The sequence below is a fragment of the Pseudomonas serboccidentalis genome, assembly GCF_028830055.1.
GTDB classification, from domain to species: Bacteria; Pseudomonadota; Gammaproteobacteria; order Pseudomonadales; family Pseudomonadaceae; genus Aquipseudomonas; species Aquipseudomonas serboccidentalis.
In genome coordinates, this window is sequence record NZ_CP101655.1 from 322,669 (window position 1) to 343,999 (window position 21,331).

Below are 21,331 nucleotides of genomic sequence, written 5' to 3' on the forward strand. Positions count from 1 at the left end.
TTTGCATCAGAAGCGCCAGATCACGTCGATGAACGCGCGGTGCATGTACGAATCGACCTGGCTGCCATAGGCATCCCCGGGCTTGAACACGCCGCCACGGAATCGCACCAGCGCCGACGGTTCATCGATCGACTGGCTCAGCGCGGCCGGCAACAGGCCTTGCTTGAAGTACTTGGTGACCACCAGGTCCATCTCCTGACCCAGGTCCTTGTTGCCATCCTGCAGCGGCAGCGAGGTGCTGGAGAGGATCGCGCCGGTCACGTCGTCGGTGTTGTTTTCCACGGCGTTGATGCCGTTGCTGCCCACCGGCTTGTTGCCGTCCACGCGCCAGAACTTGTGGTAGATCAGGCTGGCGTCGTATTGGTCGTTGAGCATCCACGAACCGAACAGGGTGGCGGTCTGCATGTTGCTCATTTCGCCACGGAACGCTTCGCCGAAACGGTGTACCCGCGAGCGCGTACCGGTGTAGTTGGAGCGGTTGCTCTCCAGACCGTTCTGCTGGTAATCGGCGCTGGCGCGGGCATACGCCGCACCGACCTGCCACTGCGGATCGAGGCGCAGGCGCACGCCGAGGTCGGTGGCCCAGCCGTTGATGTCATCGCTGCGTTTGGCTTGCGCCGGGGCGGTGCCGTCGGCGTTCAGCGGGTTGACCGAGTCACGGTCGCCGCTCATGCCGGTGATGCTGCCCCAGTAGTTGACGGTGTTGGTGTTGCGCCAGTTGTAGGCGTCGCTGTCGGCGGTCAGGCCGAGCCAGCTGATGTCACCGTTCTGGGTCTTGTCGAGCGAGTCGCGGGGCACACCCGGTTCGGCGTAATCGAGTTTGCCGTCATCGTGGGTGTGGTGGCCGCGAATGCCGACCCAGTTACCCGGTGTCCACTGGTAAGCGGCATCGGCGTAGGCGTGCAGGCGATCCTTGTCTTTGGGCGCCAGCTCTTTCAAGTCGGTGCGGTATTCGCTGAAGCGTTCGGCGACGCCGACGTTGGCGCGCAACAGGGTGGTGTCGAAGGTCCAGTTCAGCGCTTCGATGTTGGTGTCGCGCCACTGGCCGTCATCATTGCGCAGACGCTGGCGACCGAACTTGAGTATTTCGCCAGGGTAGGGGGTGAGGCCGCTGTAGCCGACCCAGAACTCGCGCATCGCCAAGTAGTTTTTCTTGGTCTTGCGATCACCGTTGTCGGTGGTCTGGCTGCTTTCGCTGTCGGACTGCTGCAGGGTGTCGGTTTCGATGATATCGGTCGAGGTGACAGCCTGGCCCATGGCGTAGGCGCTCCACGCGCCGCTTTCGCCGTAGACCCACGGACGCAGGTCCAGGCCCACACCGTTGACGTCGCCACCGGGTGCGGTACCGAGGTCGCGGTCGTCTTCGGACTGGCCGGTGATTTTCACTTCCAGGCCGAAGTTCTTGCTTTCAGTCATCGCAGCCAGTGTCGGGCAAGACCAGATCAGTGCGAAGGTGAGGCCAATACCGGCCTTCACGAATGGATTCAACTTCATAATTTTTCCTCGCCGTCTTCTTCTTGCAGGGCGTGCAGTTGCAATGCGTTCAGGTTCTGGGCGCCACGACTGGCCTGTTCCTGTTGCAGCAGGCGCTGGGCTTCGGCCAGACGCTCGGGCGGCAATTGCGCGGCGAGGGTGGTCGCCAGTTCATCGGCTTGCGGGGTGTTCTGCGCCTTGGCCAACTGGCTGAACACGTAGGCGTTGAGCGGGTCGGGCCTGGTGCCCTTGCCTTGGGAAAACAGTTGGGCGATGGCGAAGTCGGCGCTGTTCTGGCCGTTGCGCGCAGCGGTCAGCAGATGGTCGAGGGCCTTCTGCGGATAGACCTTGCCCAGGTAACCACGGCGATAGATCTGGCCGAGGTAGTAATCAGCGGCGACTTCGCGACCGACGGCTTTCTGAAAGTGTTCTTCGGCGACTTTCGCGTCGACCGGCACCAGTTTGCCTTCGTAGTAGAGCTTGCCCAGCAACAGCTCGGCGCGCGGCTGGTCGGCGGCGCGGCCGTTGTCCAGGTACTTCATCATCTGATCGACGTCGCCCAGTTCCGGGAAGTCGTAGAGCAGTTGCGCGAGGGTCACCCACGACGCCGGATAGCCCGGAGCGATCGGCTCGAGCAGCGACTGCGCGGTCTTCTCGTCGGTCTTGCCCAGGGTCGAATCGGCCAGTACACGAGCCACGGAATCGACACGCTGCGCGCTGACCGTGCCACGGCTGTAACCGGCCTGCATCTGCTTGATCAGCTCGGCCTGTTGCTCCGGCTGGGCACGTTTCTGATAGACCGTGGCCAGTTCGACGTAGCAGATGTCGGTGGTGTTGAGCGCGACTTTGCAGATCTTTTCCACGTCATCCAGGTGCTGGTCGTAAGTGCCCTGGGTGCGATACAGCAGCACTTGGGCCAGACCCGCTTCCGGGTAGCCGGATTTGCGCCATTGATCGATCTGCTGCTGGGCGTTGATGTTCGGGAAGCTGTGCGGGTATTGCAGGTACAGCATCGCCAGCGGGATCAACGTATTGCCTTCGCCATTGGCGGCGGCTTTTTTCAGCAGGCTTTCGGCTTCGTGATGCTCGGCCTCGGTCGAGCCCGGCTTGGCCACCAACAGGCGACCGAGACGGGCCTGGGCCCGTGGCGAAACATCGGCGGCAGCGCGGTAGGTCGCCTCGGCCTGTTTGATCTGCTCGGGGTCGCGGCTGTCGACCTGGATATCGGCGAGGCCGACTTGCGCTTCGCTGTAACCCAGATCGGCCAGCGCGCGGTAGTTCTGCGCGGCGGTGGCGGTGTCGCCACGCTTGAGCGCTTCGTTGGCCAGACGCTGGTCGGGCAGGCCGGCGCAACCGGCCAGACTGACTGCCAATGCCAAGGCACACACCGTCCCCATGTAGGAGTGAGCCTGCTCGCGATGCAAGCCACTCGGTGCATCAGACATACCGCGGCGATCCAATCGCGAGCAGGCTCGCTCCCACAGGGTCGGCGGTGTGTTCAAGATATGAGTAGTCACAGGCATGTCCTCGACTTAAAGACCGGCAGCCATGGCTTTGTCGATCAGCCAGTTCAGGTTCGGGCCACGGTCGCTGTTCACTTCCACCGGGCGGCCGGCGAAGGTGCTGTCCAGCGGCTCGTCCGGCTGGATCTGCACGCGGATGTCGGAAGACAGGTCGGCGCTCTTCAGGCTGGTGCTGCTGACGATCTTGCCGGTGCGGGTCTTGTCTTCGCCGGCGATCTGGAAGCTCACTGGCGTACCCGGACGCACGTCGCCGAACTGGCGATAGGAGAAGCGCGCATCGACGGTGGCCTGGGTGTTGCGCGGTACCAGGGTGAAGATCACGTCGCCCTTGCTCGCGTACTGACCGTCAGCCACCAGTTGCTGGGCCACGGTGCAATCGCAAGGGGAGGTCAGGGTGCCGGTCATTTGCTTGCCGAACAGTTCTTCAACCTTGGCCGGTTGCAGCTGGTCTTCGTCCAGATGGCCCTTGAGCACGTCGAGCATGCTGGTGCTGAAGGTCGCCAGCGGTGCGCCTTTGGCCGCAACGCCGTCGGACTTGACCAGGCTCTGCACGGTGCCGTCGCGCGGCATGGTGATGTTCATCCCCGGCACGCTGACCAGGCCCGCCTGCGCATGGCTGACGAAGTACATGCCGTACACCGACTTGAACACGAAACCGAACGCGACCAGGCCGATGGCGAAGACCCCGGCGCTGAAGGTCACCGCTTTCAGACGCCCGAACGGGGTCATGCCGTGGCCGCCGTCCTTGACCTTGCGCGCCTTGGTGAAGTTGTCGCGCTGCAGGGTCGCCAGCACTTCACCCATGCTGACGATGTCGCCGGCCAGGTGCGAAGTGATCAGGTGACGCAGGGTCGAGATGTCCTGTGGTTCCAGGTTCTGGAACTGGCAACCGGCGCGGCCGGTCTGGCGGTCGTAGGAGCGCACTTGCAGTTCGACGTCCATGGCCAGGCCGAGGTTGTCGATCACGAATTGCAGACGCGCCTTGTACACGTCGCCGGCCTTGAGCGGCAGTTGCCCGGCGTTGAACGCCAGACCACCGGCCGAGAGGTCGATGACCCGTGCCTCGACTGGCGTCCGGTCTGGGCCGAAGAAACGCAGTTTGGCCGGGATTTTCACTCGGGCGTGCTGACGCTGGGCTTCGGATTCATGCACTACGTTGGCGTTGACGGCGGTATTCATAGGGGCGATTTCCTTGTTAATTCAATAGGGGCGGGTCAGACCATCATCAGCAGCACGGCGACGAAAATGCTGCCGGCGGAGAAGGTCATGGTCCGAGACGACCAGGTGTTGAACCAACGTTGAAAGCTGGCGAGATCACGGGTCAGGGAAGTGGGTTGGCGAGTCCAGGATTGTTGGTCGAGGCGGAAGAACACGTAGATCTTCACCAGCGCACCGACGATCTGGTTGTAATAGAGAATCGCCGGGTAAGCCGGGCCGATCCGGTGACCGGAGCAGGACAGCAACAGCGTCAGAATCAGACGGGTGATGCCGATCCACAGCAGGTAAACCAGGATGAACGCGGTGCCGTATTTGAAGCTGGCGATGATCGCCACGGTCAGGCCCAGCAGCGACGTCCACATCGACACGCGCTGGTCGAACAGCACCACCGAGGTGAAGGCGCCGAGGCGTTTCACACCCAGGCCCAAAGCTCGCGAGTTCTGGCGCAGGTTGTTGCCGTACCAGCGGAACATCAATTTGCGGCTGGCCTTGATGAAGCTCTTTTCCGGCGGGTGCTCAACGGTGTTGATCGCCGCATCCGGCACGTAAAAGGTGTCGTAACCCAGGCGCATCAGGCTGAACCAGCTCGACTTGTCGTCGCCGGTGAGGAACTTGAAGCGGCCCAGGCGCCAGTGTTGCAGCGAGTCGCTTTCAACGTCGGCGATGAATTCCGGGTTGGTGACCACGGTGGCGCGGAACACCGACATGCGTCCGGTCATGGTCAGCACGCGCTTGGACAGGGCCATCGAGCACATGTTGATGTGACGCTGGGCGAAACGCAGCTTGTGCCATTCGCTCATGATGTAGCCGCCGCGCACTTCGCAGAACTCGTTGGTGGTCAGGCCGCCGACATTGCCGAACAGCTGGAACCACGGCACGGTCTTGCGCACGGTGCCTTCGCCGAGCACGGTGTCGCCATCGATCACGGCCACCACGGCGCGGTCGTCCGGCAGGTGACGGGAGATCGCGCGGAAACCATAGGCCAGGCCATCACGTTTGCCGGTGCCGGGAATGCGCACGAAGTCGAGTTTGACCCGTGCCGGCGGATTCATCCGTGCCCACAGTGCCTTGACCAGCAGCTCATCGGACATTTCCACGATCGAGCAGACCACGGTGGTCGGCAGTTCGCAGTCGATGGCTTCGCGGATCACCGAGCTGTAGACCTGCGCCGTGGTGAGCGCGTCGATACGGAAACTGGTGACCATCAGAAACACATGCGACGGGTCCGCCGCTTTACCCAGCTTGCGCAATTTGCGGCGCAGGTGCGGGTAGACGATGTAGAGAAAAATCATGCCGCGCACAAAGTGCGTTGCACCCATCGAGTAGCGCCAGATACCCACGGCGCCAATCAGGAAAATGAAGTCCTTCGACTCGGAGTCGAACGTGGACGTGGGCAGCATCAAGGCCAGGCCCATCAACAAACTGAGGTAAAACAGCCAACCGGCGGCCTGAAGTAGGCCGTGCTTTAGCCTGTGCATAATCTGCATCCGTCTCTATCTCGGGCGAGCCCGATGGGGTTAAGGCAGGCTTACAAAGAACTGCGATGTCACGCGCAATTCGGGCGAACCCTGTAGGAGCTGCCGAAGGCTGCGATCTGTTGATCTTTGCCGGTCCACTCGGGACTCAAGTGTTTGGGGCAAAGATCGCAGCCTTCGGCAGCTCCTACATTCGGGTTCACACATTGGTTGCGCGCCGCCTATGGGTTACGCGGCGGCGCGCAACGTCTGCTTTACCAGCAGATACCTTCGGTGCGAGTACCGGCATTGGTGGCTTTGGCCATGAAGCCCACCAGGTCGATGACCTGTTTGCCTTGCGGTGCTTGCTGGGCCAGCGAGCGGAACTTCTCGTCGCGGTTGCCGAGGATGATCACGTCGGAGTTGTCGATCACCGAATCGAAGTCCGAGTTGAGCAGGGACGACACGTGCGGGATCTTCGACTCGATGTAGTCCTTGTTCGCGCCGTGAACACGGGCGTACTCGACGTTGCTGTCGTAGATGCTCAGGTCGTAGCCCTTGCCGATCAGCATTTCGGCCAGTTCCACCAGCGGACTTTCGCGCAGGTCGTCGGTACCGGCCTTGAAGCTCAGGCCGAGCAGGGCGACTTTGCGTTTGTCGTGGCTTTCAACGATGTCGAAGGCGTTCTGCACTTGCGATTCGTTGCTGCGCATCAGCGAGTTGAGCAGCGGCGCTTCGACGTCCAGCGAACCGGCGCGATAGGTCAGGGCGCGCACGTCTTTGGGCAGGCACGAACCGCCGAAGGCGAAGCCCGGGCGCATGTAGTACTGGGACAGGTTGAGGGTCTTGTCCTGGCAGACCACGTCCATCACTTCACGGCCATCGACGCCGACTGCTTTGGCGATGTTGCCGATCTCGTTGGCGAAGGTCACTTTGGTCGCGTGCCAGACGTTGCAGGTGTACTTGATCATCTCGGCGACGGCGATGTCCTTGCGGATGATCGGCGCGTCGAGTTCTTCGTACAGCGATTGCAGAACGTCGCCCGAGGCCTTGTCGAACTCGCCGATGACGGTCATCGGTGGCAGGTCGTAGTCCTTGATCGCGGTGGATTCGCGCAGGAATTCCGGGTTGACCGCGACGCCGAAATCGACGCCGGCCTTCTTGCCGGAGCAGTCTTCGAGGATCGGGATCACCACGTTGGCGACAGTACCCGGCAGCACGGTGCTGCGGACTACGATGGTGTGGCGGGTAGATTTTTCACGCAGGACGAAACCGATCTCGCGGCACACCGCTTCGATGTAGTTCAGTTCCAGGTCGCCGTTCTTCTTGCTTGGTGTACCGACGCAGATCATCGACAGGTCGGTGTCACGAATCGCCTCGGCGAAGTTGGTAGTACCGCGCAGACGACCGGTCTCGATACCCTGAGCCAGAAGTTCGCCCAGACCCGGTTCAACAATCGGCGACTTGCCGGCGTTGATCATGTCGATCTTGTCTTTGGCAACATCGACGCCAACCACGTCGTGGCCCCGTGCAGACAGGCAACCGGCACACACTGCGCCAACGTAACCCAAACCAAATATGCTGATGCGCATCGCAATTACCTCTGTGTTTTATCAAGCCATTAGATGGCCGGAGTTAATGGTGTTCAGCGGTCATAGTGCACTCGAAAGTGCGGCATACAGACGCCACAATGCCGTGTGCAGGCATACTAAGTTCCGAGTGTCTAAATAAGTGCACTCAAGATGTGCGCAACTAGGCCTAGTTGTTATGACTTGCCCTGTTATGCAGCCGATCTTCTTGGTGGAAGACTCTTGTGCATGTGTCCAGTCCACCTGATGTCGGGCGTAAGGCCCGTAGATCAAGCGGTTGGGTGCTCAGGCGAGCACGGTTACAGGGGCGCAGCCTTTGGCCTTGTAGAGGATGTTTATGGTGCGTATCACCTATCCATCGTTAGTTGTTCAGATGAGTGAACCATCTAGGCAAGTTGCTGTGACAACTTGGTTACATGGTTCTCCGCTCTGCGTAAGTTATCTCGTACAAACTCGGCGAGAATCGTTACCGGTGGTATGAGCTATGCATTTGGACATAGTTCCTACCCACTCATCGGCAAATCTGAAATTTTTTGAAATATTGCCAAAGATGGCACTGGTCTCAATCTGATAGCACTTTCGATTTGAGCCTTTATTAATAGGCCCTTAATCGAGCCAGATAGTTTTGTGCCACTACCGTAAAAAAATTTACGTGCCACTACTGAAAAAAAAGTGCGGCTGTCGAGTGAAACTAAAATTAGAATTCGAGGGGACAATTTTATGGCGCCAATAAAGCGGCGAAATGTGGCGGGGGATTTTTGACGTCGTGCGAGCTGCACGACTCTTTATAGAAAGAGTCGTGCAATGGGCATGCTTTATTCTGGGGCGTGGTCGCGCAAAAACACCAGATTGTCGGGTTTCGACTGTTCGACGCTGTAGCGGTAGCCCTGCACATCGAACTGTTTGAGGGCGGCCGGATCGTTGATTCGCTCCTGAATCACGAAACGGCTCATCAGGCCACGGGCTTTTTTGGCGTAGAAACTGATGATCTTGTACTGACCGTTCTTCAGGTCCTTGAACTCGGTGTTGATGATTCGTGCGTTCAGGGCGCTGCGTTTGACCGCCGAGAAGTACTCGTTCGAGGCCAGGTTCAGCAGCACGTCATCACCTTGCTCGGCGAGCGCTTCGTTGAGCCATTCGCTGATGCGCGTGCCCCAGAAGGCGTACAGATCCTTGCCACGGGCATTGGCCAGTTTGGTGCCCATTTCCAGACGATACGCTTGCATCAGGTCCAGTGGACGCAGCAGGCCATAGAGGCCGGAGAGCATGCGCAGGTGCTTTTGCGCGTAATCGAACTCGGCTTCGCTGAACGATTGCGCGTCGAGACCGGTGTACACATCACCCTTGAACGCGAGCAGGGCCTGCTTGGCGTTTTCCGGGGTGAAGGCGGGTGTCCAGCTGCCGAAACGTGCGGCGTTGAGGCCGCCGATCTTGTCGGACACGTGCATCAGTTCGCTGATTTGCGCCGGGCTCAGTTCGCGCAGTTGCTGGATCAGCTCCTGGGAGTGGTCGAGGTATTGCGGCTGGGTGAAGCGCTGGGTCGCCGGCGGTGTTTCGTAATCGAGGGTCTTGGCGGGGGAAATCACCATCAGCATGAAGTCGTCTCCTTTAATCGTGGGGGCGATTCTAGGGGGTTGTCCGAGTTGACTCCAGCTATGAGCGTGATAGGTGATCGATGGCCCGCCACGATCCCTGTAGGAGTGAGCCTGCTCGCGATAGCGGTCTGACATTCAGCATTAATGTCGACTGATACACCACTATCGCGAGCAGGCTCACTCCTACAGGGGATCGGTGTGGCTGCGGGAATGGGTGGCTTATCAGCTATAGTGCCGCGCGGGTTTGGTTATGGAGACACCCCTTTGCGCATTGTTCTTTTATTCACCGCGTGGCTGTTGAGCTTCGGTGCCATGGCGGCGCCGGGTGATGTGGCGACGCTGGATCGCAGCACCTGGCCGGAGCAGCTCGGCAGCCCGACCCTGTTCGACGTCGCGTCCCGCGCGGAAATCCTTATGTTCGCCCGTGGCCTGCTCGGTACCGAAGCGCTGGATGAAGCCGCGCTGGCCCAGCGACTGGGGCTGCGCACGGTCAATGTCGACGCGATCAACAGCCTGCGTCAGCGGCTGTGGGCACGCCTGTTGGCCAACTACAACTTCGCCCAGCAGAGCTGCGACCAGGACGCCTCGTTCTGCTTCCTCGTCGAAGACTTGCCAACGTTGCGCGAGCAGGCCGCCAAATTTGCGGTCAGTGACGACAGCTATTACACCAAGTGGGCCGAGCCGAGCCGGCTGTTTCATTTGCAATACCTGGACGAGCTGATGCGCAAGGCCGCGCTGTCGCCGCAGACCAGCAGCGAAGTCGATCGTTTTGGCGACTACGAGCGTAACGGCGACGAGATGCACGATCGGCTGTTTCTGCTGAGTTTCGACAGCGCCGCCAATCTGCAGCCGGACAACACCGACTGGATCGCCGACTACCTGCGTAAATCCCGTTTGAGCGGCACCTTCTTCTTGTTGGGCAAGGATGTGCAGGCGCGATTGGCGGATCGTTCGGTGAACAACCTGCAATCGGAGTTCTCGAATCTCTGTGTTGGCGTGCAGGGCTGGGAGTTCCGCTCTCACAGCCACTGGCAGGACTGGCAGGACTCGGTGCGCCGCAGCAGTGATCTGGTGAGGAACAAGTTGCCGGAAAACTACGTGCCGCTGTTCCGTCCGCCGGAAGGGCAACGGCGCAGTGATGCCGGCAGCTTCTTCCGCAATCAGGGCCTGCAAGTGGCGCTGTGGGACATCGATGCCCAGGACGGTGCGGGCAAGCTCAAAGGGGCGCCGAGTGCGCAGCGAGTGCTGACCCTGATGCTCTTGTGGCGCCACGGGGTGATCAATTTCAACATGAAACAGGATGCGGTGAAGACCGCGTTGCCGTGGCTGATCACGCAAACCGCGCAAAGCGGAATCGGCTGGGAGGATTGTCAGGACGGGTTTCGCTGATAAACGAAAAAAGCCCGGAAACATTGGGCTTGGGGCGATTTTTGATGAGAATTCGATGCAGGCGGACTTCCGACTTTAGCGGGGTCTGGGCGGTCCGCCAAGGGCTTTTCGTCACTCTGCAAAATAAACTTAAAAAAACCGTCAAAGTGCTTTTTTATGTCATGGGTTTTGGAGTATTACGAGGACAGACCGCCGAAACCTGCAACACAGGTGGCGTCTTCCAAGACTCCTTTTGTGTGCAGTTCATCCAAACCCTCAGGGATGAATTCGGCAGTCACTTCGAGGCGCAGCACCGCCCAGGTATTGCGTCGAATGGCTCCCACAAAGGTGACCGAGTATGGATGATCACGGACGTAGCCCTTCTTCCAACCAGCCAATCCTTTATGTACTCGATACCAACGTATTGATTCACGATCCAAATGCCCTGCTGAATTTCGAAGAACACCACGTCGCGATCCCGATGACCGTGCTCGAAGAGCTGGACAAGCTCAAGAGCGGGCATCACAGCGTTGCTGCCGAATGCCGCCAGGCTATCCGGCTGATCGACAAGACCCTGGGCGATGCCTCCCCCGAGGACGTCGAGCTGGGTGTGCCGATCCAGCGCGGCAAGGGCGGGCCGAAGGGCTTGCTGTCAATTCTGATGAGCAAGCAGGCCGAGTCGAACCTGATTCTGCCCGAGCATCTGAACGACAACAAAATCATCAACCAACTGATCGACCTGCACACCCGTGATCCGAAGAAGGCCGTGGTGCTGGTCACCAAAGACATCAACATGCGCCTCAAGGCGCGCGCCTGCGGGATCGATGCCGAGGACTACAGCACCGACCAACTGGTCGATGACGTGTCCCTGCTGCCCAACGGCTACCACAACATGACCGGCTCTTTCTGGGACCGCGTCAGCAAGGTCGACACCCGTCAGGATCACGGCCGCACCTGGCATCAGGTGCAACTGATCGACAACCTGCCGGCGGTGCACATCAACGAGTTCATCATTGACGAACAAGGCTTTGTCGGCTGGATCAAGGAAATCCAGGAAGACAAGTTGCTGATCCTCGATCTGCACCAGGAACCGCTGCTGCACCAGGAAGCCTGGGGGCTCAAGCCACGGGATATCTATCAGAGCCTGGCGCTGTATGCGTTGCTGGATCCGGACATTCACCTGGTCAACCTATCGGGGGCGGCGGGTTCGGGTAAAACCATTCTGGCGCTGGCCGCTGCGATCGAGCAGACCATGGTCAGCAAACGCTATCGGCGGATCATCGCCACCCGCAGCGTGCAGGGCCTGGACCAGGAAATCGGCTTCCTGCCCGGCACCGAAGCGGAAAAAATGGAGCCTTGGCTGGGCGCCATCACCGACAACCTCGAAGCCTTGCACATGGATGACGAAAACACCCATGGCAGCGTCGACTACATCCTCAGCAAAGTGCCGTTGCAGTTCAAATCGCTCAACTACATTCGCGGTCGCAGCTTCCAGCAGAGCCTGATCCTGATCGACGAATGCCAGAACCTCACGCCGCACCAGATGAAGACCATCATCACCCGGGCCGGCGCCGGTTCCAAAGTGGTGTGCCTGGGCAACCTGGCACAGATCGATACCCCTTACCTGTCCGCGACCAGTTCCGGGCTGACCTACCTGACCGAACGCTTCAAGGATTTCCCCAACGGTGTGCACATCACCCTGCAGGGTGTGCCGCGCTCGATTCTGGCCGAATACGCCGAATCGCATCTGTAACCCTTCGATCAGAACCGGGCGGCCCACAAGCTGCCCGGTTTTTTATGGATAAATACACAACCCCCGTAGGAGTGAGCCTGCTCGCGATAGCGGTGTATCAGTCGACATTAATGCTGAATGTCAGACCGCTATCGCGAGCAGGCTCACTCCTACAGGGATTTGCGGTGTGGCTGTAATCGCGCTCGCGGAAATTTGACCCGCAGGTTTACAATCCCAGCTCCTGATCAGGAGTAATCCCGTGCTGACTCATCTCGATTCCCAAGGTCGCGCCAACATGGTCGACGTCACCGAAAAAGCCGTGACGTTCCGCGAGGCGACCGCCCAGGCGCTGGTGCGCATGCTGCCCGAAACCCTGCAGATGATCGTCAGTGGCGGCCATCCCAAGGGTGATGTGTTTGCCGTGGCGCGTATCGCCGGCATTCAGGCGGCGAAGAAAACCAGTGATCTGATCCCGCTGTGCCATCCGCTGATGCTCACCGGCGTCAAAGTCGAACTCAGTGCTGAAGGTGACGACAGCGTGCGCATCGTCGCGCGCTGCAAGCTGTCCGGGCAGACCGGCGTGGAGATGGAAGCATTGACCGCCGCCAGCGTTGCCGCACTGACTATCTACGACATGTGCAAGGCCGTGGACCGCGGCATGACCATCGAAAGCGTGCGTCTGCTGGAGAAGGTCGGCGGCAAGAGCGGGCACTTCCAGGCGGAGCAGCCATGAACCTGACCGTGAAGTTTTTCGCCCGTTACCGTGAAGCGCTGGGCGTGGACTCGGTGGCGGTCGAAGGTGATTTCGCCACTGTCGATGACGTGCGTGCACTGCTCGCGCAACGTGACGGCGCCGAGGTGTTGAGCGAGCAGAACCTGATGTGTGCGCGCAACGAAGACCTGTGCCAGCTCGACGAGCCGGTGAGCGACGGTGACGAAGTGGCGTTTTTCCCCACCGTGACCGGAGGCTGAGGCATGGCGATTCGTGTGCAGTCCATGGCGTTCGATCCCGGTGCTGAAGTCAACGCGATGCACGCGGCCAACGTTGGCGTCGGTGCAGTGGTGAGCTTTGTCGGCTATGTGCGCGACTTCAATGACGGGCTGGATGTGGCCGGGATGTTCCTCGAACACTACCCGGGCATGACTGAAAAAGCCCTCGGCAAGATCGCCGTCGAGGCCGAGCAGCGCTGGCCGTTGCTCAAGCTGGAAGTGTTGCACCGCATCGGCGCACTGGAGCCGGGCGAGCCGATCGTGTTTGTCGGCGCGGCCAGTGCCCATCGTCAGGCGGCGTTCGATGCCTGCGCCTTTGTCATGGACTACCTGAAAACCCGTGCGCCGTTCTGGAAGAAAGAAACCACCAGCGACGGCCCGCGTTGGGTCGAGGGGCGTGACAGTGATCATGCCGCCGCCGATCGCTGGAAGAAGTAAAACCCGCGTCGCCCTCAAGTCAGCCATCGCGAGCAGGCTCACTCCTACAGTTGGAATGCGTTCCCCTGAAGGAGTGAGCCTGCTCGCGATAGCGCCATCCGCCATACAAAAAAATCCTGCCTCTTTGCCCGATTGACGGGTTATACATAAAAGTCCAGTATGGATTTACAAGTACAAAAAACATTTCCCCCGTTCCAGCTCTTTCTTCTGTCTTGCCAAACCAACAACAACCCGCGAGAGAACGAACATGAAGAAACTCCCCCTCATCACCGGTCTGGCCCTGAGCCTGTTGGCGTGCACCAGCTCGTTTGCCGCCGAGAAAACCCTGCGCATCGGCATCGAGGCGGCTTACCCGCCGTTCGCTTCGAAAACCGACAAGGGTGAAATCGTCGGTTTCGACTACGACATCGGTAATGCCCTGTGCGCGCAAATGAAGGTCAAGTGCGTATGGGTGGAGGGTGAGTTCGATGGCCTGATTCCTTCGCTGAAAGTGAAAAAAATCGACATGGCGCTGTCGTCGATGACCATTAATGAAGATCGCAAGAAGTCAGTGGATTTCACCCACAAGTACTACTTCACCTCGTCGCGACTGGTGATGAAGGAAGGCGCCACGGTCGATGATCAATACGCCAGCCTCAAGGGCAAGAACGTTGGCGTGCAGCGCGCGACCACCACCGACCGTTATGCCACCGAGGTATTCGAGCCGAAGGGCATCAACGTCAAGCGTTACAGCAACAACGAAGAGATCTACATGGACCTGGCGGCCGGGCGCCTCGATGCGATTTTTGCCGACACCATTCCGCTGACGGACTTCCTGTCGATGCCCCGTGGCAAGGGCTTTGCGTTTGTCGGGCCGGAACTGAAAGACCCGAAATACGTGGGTGAGGGCGCGGGGATTGCGGTGCGCAAGGGTAATGGCGAGCTGGTCAGCGAGTTGAACACGGCCATCGACGGGATTCGTGCGAGTGGCGAGTATCAGAAGATTTCCGAGAAATATTTCAAGTCTGACATTTACGGCGATTGATAGAAAAGATCGCAGCCTTCGGCAGCTCCTACATAGGAATGCATTCTCCTGTAGGAGCTGCCGCAGGCTGCGATCTTTTGATTTTCAGCCCTTCAATTCCTTCAAATGCTTGTACACCGTCGCCCGTCCCATGTTCAGCACATTGGCCACATAGTTCGAGGCGCTCTTGCCCTTGAACGCGCCCTCGGCGTGCAGTGCCAGCACCAGTTCGCGCTTGTGATCGCGGGTCAGCAGATTCAGGCTCAGTTGGCGTTCGCGCAGCCAGGCGTGGAGGAAGGTGTTGATGCGTTCCTGCCAGTCATCTCGAAACAGGGAGTCCGGTTGCGGGATCAGTTTGCTCGGCGACAGGAACAGGTCCAGCGCGGCCTTGGCATTCTCGAACAGCGAAATATTCAGATTGATGCACAGTACCGCCAGCGGCCGGCCTTCGCTGTCGCGCAGCACCGTGCTCAGGCTGCGAATCTTCTGGCCGTCCCAATTCAGTTTTTCATACGGGCCGATGTTGCGGTCGCTGACGTCCTCGCTGAGCATGTCTTCGAGCGATGAGTCGTCGCCGATCTCGCGTTTGGACAGGTTGTTGGCGATGTAGTCGACCTTTTGCGTGCGCAGGTCGTGCAGCACCACTTCGGCGTGGGGAAAGAACAGCGTGGCGATGGCGTCGGCGACGGCACGGAAGTTATCCAGTGCCGGATCGAATTCGGGGGCGGTCATGGTTGTGGAACTCCAGGCGGCGTCAACGCCCCCGTGAACAGGGGGCGCTGCGAGTGTGCCGCAATCCGTTGGGCGCGTCATCCGCGAGGGTGCTCAGCCCAGCCGTGCGGGGGAGAGCATGGCGCTGCTCAGGCCGACCTGCTGCAGAGCCTCGGGCAGCGACTGACCCCGCACCAATGCCGCGCTGGCCTGGCCCATGGCCGGCGAAGTCTGAATGCCGTAACCGCCCTGGGCCGCGACCCAGAACAGCCCTGGCACTTGCGGATCGAAACCGCTGAGCAGATCACCGTCCGCGACAAAACTGCGCAAACCGGCCCAGGTGCGGGTCGGGCGGCGGATGGTCAAGGTCGTGGCTTCTTCGATCTGATAGATGCCCATGGCGATGTCCAGCTCTTCCGGCTGCACGTCATGCGGTTCGACCGGGTCGGCATTGGCCGGCGAGCCGAGGAACATCCCGGCGTCGGGTTTCATGTAGAACGACTCGTCGAGGCTGACCAGCATCGGCCAGTGATGACTGTCGACGCCTTCGGGGCCGGCGAAGATGAACGCGGCGCGGCGCTTGGGTTGCAGGCCCAGCGATTTTGCGCCAGCCAATGCGCCGATCTTGTCAGCCCAGGCGCCGGCGGCGTTGATCACCACTGGGGCGCTGAATGTCTGGCTATTGGTTTGCACTTGCCACTGGCCGTCAGCGTCGCGACTCAGGCCCAGTACCTCGCAATCGGTGTGCACCTCGCCGTTGTTGCGGCGGATACCGCGCAGGTAACCCTGATGCAGGGCGTCGGTGTCGATGTCGCTGGCGGTCGGGTCGTAGATCGCGCCGTGGACCTTTTCCCGACGCAGGATCGGCAGGCGTGCGCAGGCTTCGTCGGCGCTGAGCAACTGCATCTCCGGCACTGTGGCTTTGGCGCTGAGGTACTGGTGGTTCAGTTCGGCGTCATCGCCGGTGAAATCGACGGTCATTTCGCCGCGCGGTGTGAGCAATGGATGCTCGCAGAAGCCGCTGGGCGGGTGATCGAAAAAAGCCCGGCTGGCCAGCGTCAGCGCCCGCACCTGTGGCGTTCCGTATGCGGCGGTGTAGAGCGCCGCCGAGCGTCCGGTGGAGTGGTAGGCCGGGTGCGATTCGCGCTCCAGCACAATCACTTTGGCGTGCGGCGACAGCCAGAAACCGGTGGAAGCGCCGGCAATCCCGCCGCCGATGATGATGAAATCTGCCTGGCTCATGAACGTCTCCTGAGTCATTGAGGTTCTCTGTAGGAGCTGACGAGTGAAACGAGGCTGCGATCTTTTGATCTTGCCTTTTAAAAATCAAAAGATCGCAGCCTTCGACGGCTCCTACAAGGGATCGAGGGGTCAGTGCTTGAGGTGATAAACCGCATTGGCCAGCGCGATGTCTTCCAGGCCCAAGCCGATTGAACGGAAAAACACGTGACGGTCGTAACCGGGGCGCGAAACTTTCTCGCTGAGCAGGTCGGCAAGGTCACCGACAATCGCAGACTTGTCCCAGCCATGCTGCTCCGTCGCGATCAGCATCTCACCCGCCGAGCCCGGCGTGGTCAGTCGATAGTCGCAGAACACCTGCATGGCGTGGAGGCATTGCGGCGGCACTTCATGGGCGCGCGGGGCGTTGGTGCTGATCGAGGTGATCAGCGCCGGTTTGCTCAAGGTGACCGGGTCGATCACCGGCCCGGCGGACGAGGTGCAGAGCATGATCACGTCGGCCTCGGCGAGGGCGTCGTCGCGGCTGTCGGCAATCTGCAATCGAGGGGAAACCTGTTTCATGAGCGTCTGGGTTTCAGCGTCTTCAGCCAGGCTTGGCGAATACACGCTGATGCTCTGCCAGTCACGCAGGCCTTTCACGTAGTGCAGATGCGCCTGAGCGACCTTGCCACTGCCGATGATCGCCAGACGCGAGGCATTGAGCGGGGCGAGGGCATCGACTGCCACCGCCGTGGTCGCGGCGGTACGCGCGGTGGTCAGTTCGCCGGCATCGCACAGCAGCAGCGGCTGGCCGGTGTGCATCGACATCAACAGGGTCCACGCCGTCACCAGCGGGCCTTGTTCACGGACGACGTACGGCGAAGTCTTGACCCCGTACACGCCGTCTTCGGCCAGCACACCCAGATAATTGATGAAGTCGCCGGCGCCCTGCGGGAATTCCACCCATTGCTGCGGCGGTTGCACGGCGTGACCGGCGGCGAGGTCGCGAAACAGTTTGCGCAGGATCTGCGGCACGTCGATGCGCGCCAGCAGCTCGCGGGCCTGGCGTTGGTCGATCACGTAGGGCGTACTGGACATGTCAGGCTCCGGAGATTAAATCTAAACTAATTTGTCCATTATGGACTTTTAGTTGTCTCTCGCAAGCGCCTGATGAAACGCTGGACGAAAAAAAAGCGCAGTCGTTGCCGACTGCGCTTTTTGTTTTTTGGGGCGCTTATTGCGGACGCTTGCGCTCAACCGCACGCAGCAGATGCGTCGGCGGGGTTTCGCAGCTGATTTTGCGGCCCAGCTTCTCTTCGATGGACGGCAACTGGTAGGAATCGTCCTCGCCGGCGAAGCTGATCGACACGCCGTCAGCGCCAGCGCGACCGGTACGACCAATGCGGTGCACGTAGTCGTCCGGGACTTCCGGCAGGGTGAAGTTGATCACGTGGCTGATGCCGTCGATGTGAATACCGCGACCGGCGACATCGGTGGCCACCAGTACGCGGATCTTGCCTTCACGGAAGCCTTCCAGAGTCTTGATGCGCTTGTGCTGCGGCACGTCGCCGGACAGTTGCGCGGCGTTGATGCCGTCACGCACCAGGCGCTCTTCGATGCGCCGTACTTCGTCCTTGCGGTTGGCAAACACGATCACCCGCTCCCAACCGTTGTCGTTGACCAGGTTGTAGAGCAGTTTGTATTTGTCGGCAGCGGCCACCGCGTAGATGTGCTGCTCGACGTTTTCGTTGGCCACGTTGGTGACTTCGATTTCGACGATGGCAGGATCGGTGGTCCACTGCTTGGCCAGGTTCATCACGTCTTCGGTGAAGGTCGCGGAGAACAGCAGGGTCTGGCGCTCGGCCTTCGGCGGGGTCTGACGAATGATCTGCCGCACCTGCGGGATGAAGCCCATGTCGAGCATGCGGTCGGCTTCGTCCAGCACCATCACTTCGACCATGTCCAGGTGCACGTCGCCGCGCTGGTTGAAGTCGAGCAGACGGCCTGGGGTGGCGACGAGGATGTCGCAGTGACGCGCTTCGAGGTGCTTGAGCTGCTTGTCGAAGTCCATGCCGCCGACGAACGTCATGACGTTGAGGCCGGTGTACTTGGTCAGGTCAGCGGCGTCCTTGGCGATCTGCACCACCAGCTCGCGGGTCGGCGCGATGATCAGCGCACGGGGCTCGCCCATGTAGCGTTCTTTCGGCGGCGGGGTCTGCAACAACTGGGTAATGATCGAGATCAGGAACGCGGCCGTCTTGCCGGTACCGGTCTGTGCGCGGCCGATGGCATCTTTGCCGGCGAGGGTGAAACCCAGCACCTGCGCCTGGATCGGTGTGCAGTACGGGAAGCCCAGGTCCTGGATGGCATGCATCAGTTCCGGAGCGAGTTTGAAATCGTGGAAGCGGGTTTTGCCTTCCTGGGGTTCGACGACGAAATCTTCGAGTTTCCAGGGAATGACCGGTGCCTTGGGCTTCGGTTCGCGGCGCGGCCTGGCCGGTTTCGGTGCTTCGGCGCGGACAGGTTCGGCGGCAGTAACGGGTTGCGGCTCGGGCTTGGGTGTCGCTACCGGAGCCGGACGTTCAGCCTTGGGCGCATCGCTGCGAGGGCCGGGGGCGTGCGACGGCGCACTGGGGACTGGCGCGAGTTGCTCAGCCTCGCTTTTACCGAACATTTTCTTGAGTGCTTTGAGCACGGTCATCTCATCAATTGGTTAAGGAATGTACGCCGGCCAGTGTAATGCAAGAAGCGGGCTCGGCGTAGTGGGATGATCAAAGGGGTCCGCTGAGCGGCCGAATCAGCGTAGACGCTCGCCCAGCCAGACGCCGATGTCGCGAATTTCTTCGGGTAACACTTCGTGCTCCATTGGGTATTCCTGCCATGTCACGGTGACACCATGCTTCACCAAATGCTCATAGGCACTGCGGCCCATGGAGTTCTGCACCACGCCATCGAACTGGCCGTGCAGGCACAACGCCGGAATGCGCTGCTGACTGGCGCAAAGCTCCATTTCATCGGTGAAGGTCGGGGCATAGGTGGACAGGGCAAGTACGCCACCCAACGGACCTTGCCACTTCAGATAGGCGGTGTGCAGGACGACGGCGCCACCCTGGGAAAACCCGGCGAGGAAAATTCGCGAGGCGTCTATTCCGGCCTCGCGCTGCACTTCGATCAATTTGACGATGCGCTCTGACGATTCTTCCAGCTGCGCACGGTCAATTGCCCGCGCCGGGCTCATGGCCTTTATGTCGTACCAGCTCGGCATCTCGTAACCGCCATTGATGGTGACGGGCAGGGTCGGTGCCTGAGGCAATACGAAGCGCGTGCTCAACAGGCTTTCCTGCAGGGCTTCAGCCACCGGCAGGAAGTCATAGCGGTCAGCGCCGAGGCCGTGCAGCCAGATCACGCAGGCGTCTGCGGGCTTTACGGGTTCAAGAATCAGGGGCTCGGTCATGGCTGCTCCAAAAATGTGCGGGCGCTCTCAATAAGTGCGTGATTTGCGTGCGCGCCCGTTCGATCCGTTAACAAGATGTCGCAAGGCTACAAGTTTTGCTATTGACCTGTCGCGCAATCGCTTCAGCAAGCGGTGTGGTACGGGCTTTGCTATGGCTCTCAGCGTGCAACCGATCTCGCGTGTGGCGGTAACACTATCAGTGTACGACTTGCGACGGGATTGCAAAGAATCCGGTGATGGATGTTCGCCAATGGCCGCTACGGGCAACGCGAACGTGAAAGGGCTACAGCCCGTTCGGCCGACTGGTGAGAAGTGAGTTGTCCATGATGTGGATTTTCTCCTACTAGACTCATAGCGAAGGTCTTACGTCGGTTGACCCCAAAAAAAGCCAACACGGGTCAACAACGCCTCAAAAGGGTGCGACTGGACTCAAGCTCCGACACAACAAGAGCAAAACTGGAGGTTTGAATGAAGATGTTGAAATCCACTCTGGCGGTCGTGACTGCTGCAGCAGTACTCGGCGTCAGCGGGTTCGCTCAGGCGGGTGCAACCCTGGATGCCGTGCAGAAGAAAGGTTTCGTGCAGTGTGGCGTGAGCGACGGTCTGCCGGGCTTCTCGGTACCGGACGCAACCGGCAAGATCCTCGGGATCGACGCTGACGTCTGCCGCGCCGTGGCCGCTGCCGTATTCGGCGACGCGACCAAGGTCAAGTTCAGCCAGTTGAACGCCAAGGAGCGCTTCACCGCGCTGCAATCGGGCGAGATCGACATCCTGTCGCGTAACACCACCATGACCAGTTCGCGTGACGCGGGCATGGGCCTGAAATTCCCGGGCTTCATTACCTACTACGACGGCATCGGTTTCCTGGTTAACAACAAGCTGGGCGTGAAAAGTGCCAAAGAGCTGGACGGTGCAACCATCTGCATCCAGGCCGGTACCACCACCGAGCTGAACGTTTCCGACTACTTCCGTGGCAACGGTCTGAAATACACCCCGATCACCTTCGACACCTCCGATGAAAGCGCCAAGTCGCTGGAATCCGGTCGTTGCGACGTGCTGACCTCCGACAAGTCCCAACTGTTCGCCCAGCGCTCCAAGCTGGCATCGCCGAAGGACTACGTGGTTCTGCCGGAAACCATTTCCAAAGAACCGCTGGGCCCGGTCGTACGTAACGGTGATGACGAGTGGCTGGCAATCGTCCGTTGGGTTGGCTACGCGCTGCTCAACACCGAAGAAGCCGGCATCACTTCGAAGAACGTTGAAGCTGAAGCCAAGTCGACCAAGAACCCGGACGTTGCCCGTATGCTCGGTGCTGACGGCGAGTACGGCAAAGACCTGAAACTGCCGAAAGACTGGGTTGTGCAGATCGTCAAACAAGTCGGCAACTACGGCGAAATCTTCGAGAAAAACCTCGGCAAGAGCACTCCGCTGGAAATCGACCGCGGCTTGAACGCCCTGTGGAACAACGGCGGCATTCAGTACGCACCACCAGTGCGCTAATGGTTCTATCGCCCGGCGGGCCAACCGCCGGGTGATGTTCTTGTTCCATTTCTTGCGGGGCACTT

At 60.1% G+C, this 21,331-nt stretch carries 18 protein-coding genes; 7 read left to right on the forward strand and 11 right to left on the reverse strand.

Features of this window, described 5'->3' with window-relative positions:
• Window positions 1-6: 6 nt before the first annotated feature.
• The 6 genes from NN484_RS01370 to yaaA all read right to left on the reverse strand — a co-directional run bounded on the left by NN484_RS01370 (window position 7) and on the right by yaaA (window position 8,852).
• Window positions 7-1,494 carry an alginate export family protein gene (locus tag NN484_RS01370; RefSeq protein WP_274658473.1) on the reverse strand — a complete coding sequence of 496 codons (1,488 nt, stop codon included), beginning with the start codon at window positions 1,492-1,494 and terminating at the stop codon, window positions 7-9.
• Window positions 1,491-2,996 carry an alginate biosynthesis TPR repeat lipoprotein AlgK gene (gene algK / locus NN484_RS01375; protein ID WP_274658474.1) on the reverse strand — a complete coding sequence of 502 codons (1,506 nt, stop codon included), beginning with the start codon at window positions 2,994-2,996 and terminating at the stop codon, window positions 1,491-1,493. The genes NN484_RS01370 and algK overlap by 4 nt, the downstream gene beginning before the upstream one ends.
• A gap of 9 nt (window positions 2,997-3,005) precedes the next feature.
• On the reverse strand, window positions 3,006-4,175 hold the full coding sequence (locus tag NN484_RS01380) for an alginate biosynthesis protein Alg44 (RefSeq protein WP_127651068.1): 1,170 nt from the start codon (window positions 4,173-4,175) through the stop codon (window positions 3,006-3,008).
• A gap of 35 nt (window positions 4,176-4,210) precedes the next feature.
• Window positions 4,211-5,692 carry a mannuronan synthase gene (alg8, locus tag NN484_RS01385; RefSeq protein WP_425518797.1) on the reverse strand — a complete coding sequence of 494 codons (1,482 nt, stop codon included), beginning with the start codon at window positions 5,690-5,692 and terminating at the stop codon, window positions 4,211-4,213.
• Window positions 5,693-5,943: 251 nt separating this feature from the next.
• Window positions 5,944-7,260: a nucleotide sugar dehydrogenase gene (locus NN484_RS01390; RefSeq protein WP_127651066.1), complete on the reverse strand. Its 1,317-nt coding sequence runs from the start codon at window positions 7,258-7,260 to the stop codon at window positions 5,944-5,946.
• Between the two features lie 812 nt (window positions 7,261-8,072).
• Entirely contained in the window at window positions 8,073-8,852 is a 780-nt protein-coding gene (yaaA, locus tag NN484_RS01395; RefSeq protein WP_274658475.1) for a peroxide stress protein YaaA, read from the reverse strand.
• 312 nt (window positions 8,853-9,164) lie between these two features.
• Here yaaA and NN484_RS01400 point away from each other — a divergent pair, with 312 nt between their 5' ends.
• The 6 genes from NN484_RS01400 (at window position 9,165) to NN484_RS01425 (ending at window position 14,404) form a co-directional block, all read left to right on the forward strand.
• Window positions 9,165-10,241, forward strand: a complete 1,077-nt coding sequence (locus NN484_RS01400; RefSeq protein WP_414892089.1) for a polysaccharide deacetylase family protein — start codon at window positions 9,165-9,167, stop codon at window positions 10,239-10,241.
• Window positions 10,242-10,578: 337 nt separating this feature from the next.
• Window positions 10,579-11,973, forward strand: a complete 1,395-nt coding sequence (locus NN484_RS01405) for a PhoH family protein (RefSeq protein ID WP_215501763.1) — start codon at window positions 10,579-10,581, stop codon at window positions 11,971-11,973.
• A 238-nt stretch (window positions 11,974-12,211) separates the two neighbouring features.
• On the forward strand, window positions 12,212-12,685 hold the full coding sequence (moaC, locus tag NN484_RS01410) for a cyclic pyranopterin monophosphate synthase MoaC (RefSeq protein ID WP_007972660.1): 474 nt from the start codon (window positions 12,212-12,214) through the stop codon (window positions 12,683-12,685).
• Window positions 12,682-12,924, forward strand: coding sequence for a molybdopterin converting factor subunit 1 (moaD, locus tag NN484_RS01415; RefSeq protein WP_103521386.1), 243 nt, complete (start codon window positions 12,682-12,684; stop codon window positions 12,922-12,924). The genes moaC and moaD overlap by 4 nt, the downstream gene beginning before the upstream one ends.
• A gap of 3 nt (window positions 12,925-12,927) precedes the next feature.
• A complete protein-coding gene (moaE, locus tag NN484_RS01420) occupies window positions 12,928-13,380 on the forward strand; it encodes a molybdopterin synthase catalytic subunit MoaE (RefSeq protein ID WP_215501762.1) in 453 nt (150 codons plus the stop codon).
• 247 nt (window positions 13,381-13,627) lie between these two features.
• Window positions 13,628-14,404 carry an ABC transporter substrate-binding protein gene (locus tag NN484_RS01425; protein ID WP_127650902.1) on the forward strand — a complete coding sequence of 259 codons (777 nt, stop codon included), beginning with the start codon at window positions 13,628-13,630 and terminating at the stop codon, window positions 14,402-14,404.
• 84 nt (window positions 14,405-14,488) lie between these two features.
• Here the strand turns inward: NN484_RS01425 and NN484_RS01430 are convergent, their stop codons facing one another.
• From NN484_RS01430 to NN484_RS01450, 5 genes are all read right to left on the reverse strand, one after another.
• Complete coding sequence (locus NN484_RS01430; protein ID WP_064586076.1) at window positions 14,489-15,115, reverse strand: helix-turn-helix transcriptional regulator; 627 nt, start codon at window positions 15,113-15,115, stop codon at window positions 14,489-14,491.
• Between the two features lie 93 nt (window positions 15,116-15,208).
• Window positions 15,209-16,336, reverse strand: a complete 1,128-nt coding sequence (locus NN484_RS01435; protein WP_274658476.1) for an NAD(P)/FAD-dependent oxidoreductase — start codon at window positions 16,334-16,336, stop codon at window positions 15,209-15,211.
• A 129-nt stretch (window positions 16,337-16,465) separates the two neighbouring features.
• Complete coding sequence (locus NN484_RS01440; protein ID WP_274658477.1) at window positions 16,466-17,410, reverse strand: ornithine cyclodeaminase family protein; 945 nt, start codon at window positions 17,408-17,410, stop codon at window positions 16,466-16,468.
• Window positions 17,411-17,546: 136 nt separating this feature from the next.
• Window positions 17,547-19,013: an ATP-dependent RNA helicase RhlB gene (gene rhlB, locus NN484_RS01445; RefSeq protein WP_127650898.1), complete on the reverse strand. Its 1,467-nt coding sequence runs from the start codon at window positions 19,011-19,013 to the stop codon at window positions 17,547-17,549.
• A gap of 96 nt (window positions 19,014-19,109) precedes the next feature.
• Entirely contained in the window at window positions 19,110-19,766 is a 657-nt protein-coding gene (locus NN484_RS01450) for an alpha/beta hydrolase (protein WP_215501760.1), read from the reverse strand.
• Window positions 19,767-20,234: 468 nt separating this feature from the next.
• On the opposite strand from NN484_RS01450, the gene NN484_RS01455 reads away from it, so the two are divergent.
• The gene (locus NN484_RS01455) at window positions 20,235-21,266 is read left to right on the forward strand and encodes an amino acid ABC transporter substrate-binding protein (RefSeq protein WP_103305207.1); all 1,032 of its coding nucleotides are present in this window, start codon (window positions 20,235-20,237) and stop codon (window positions 21,264-21,266) included.
• Window positions 21,267-21,331: the final 65 nt, after the last annotated feature.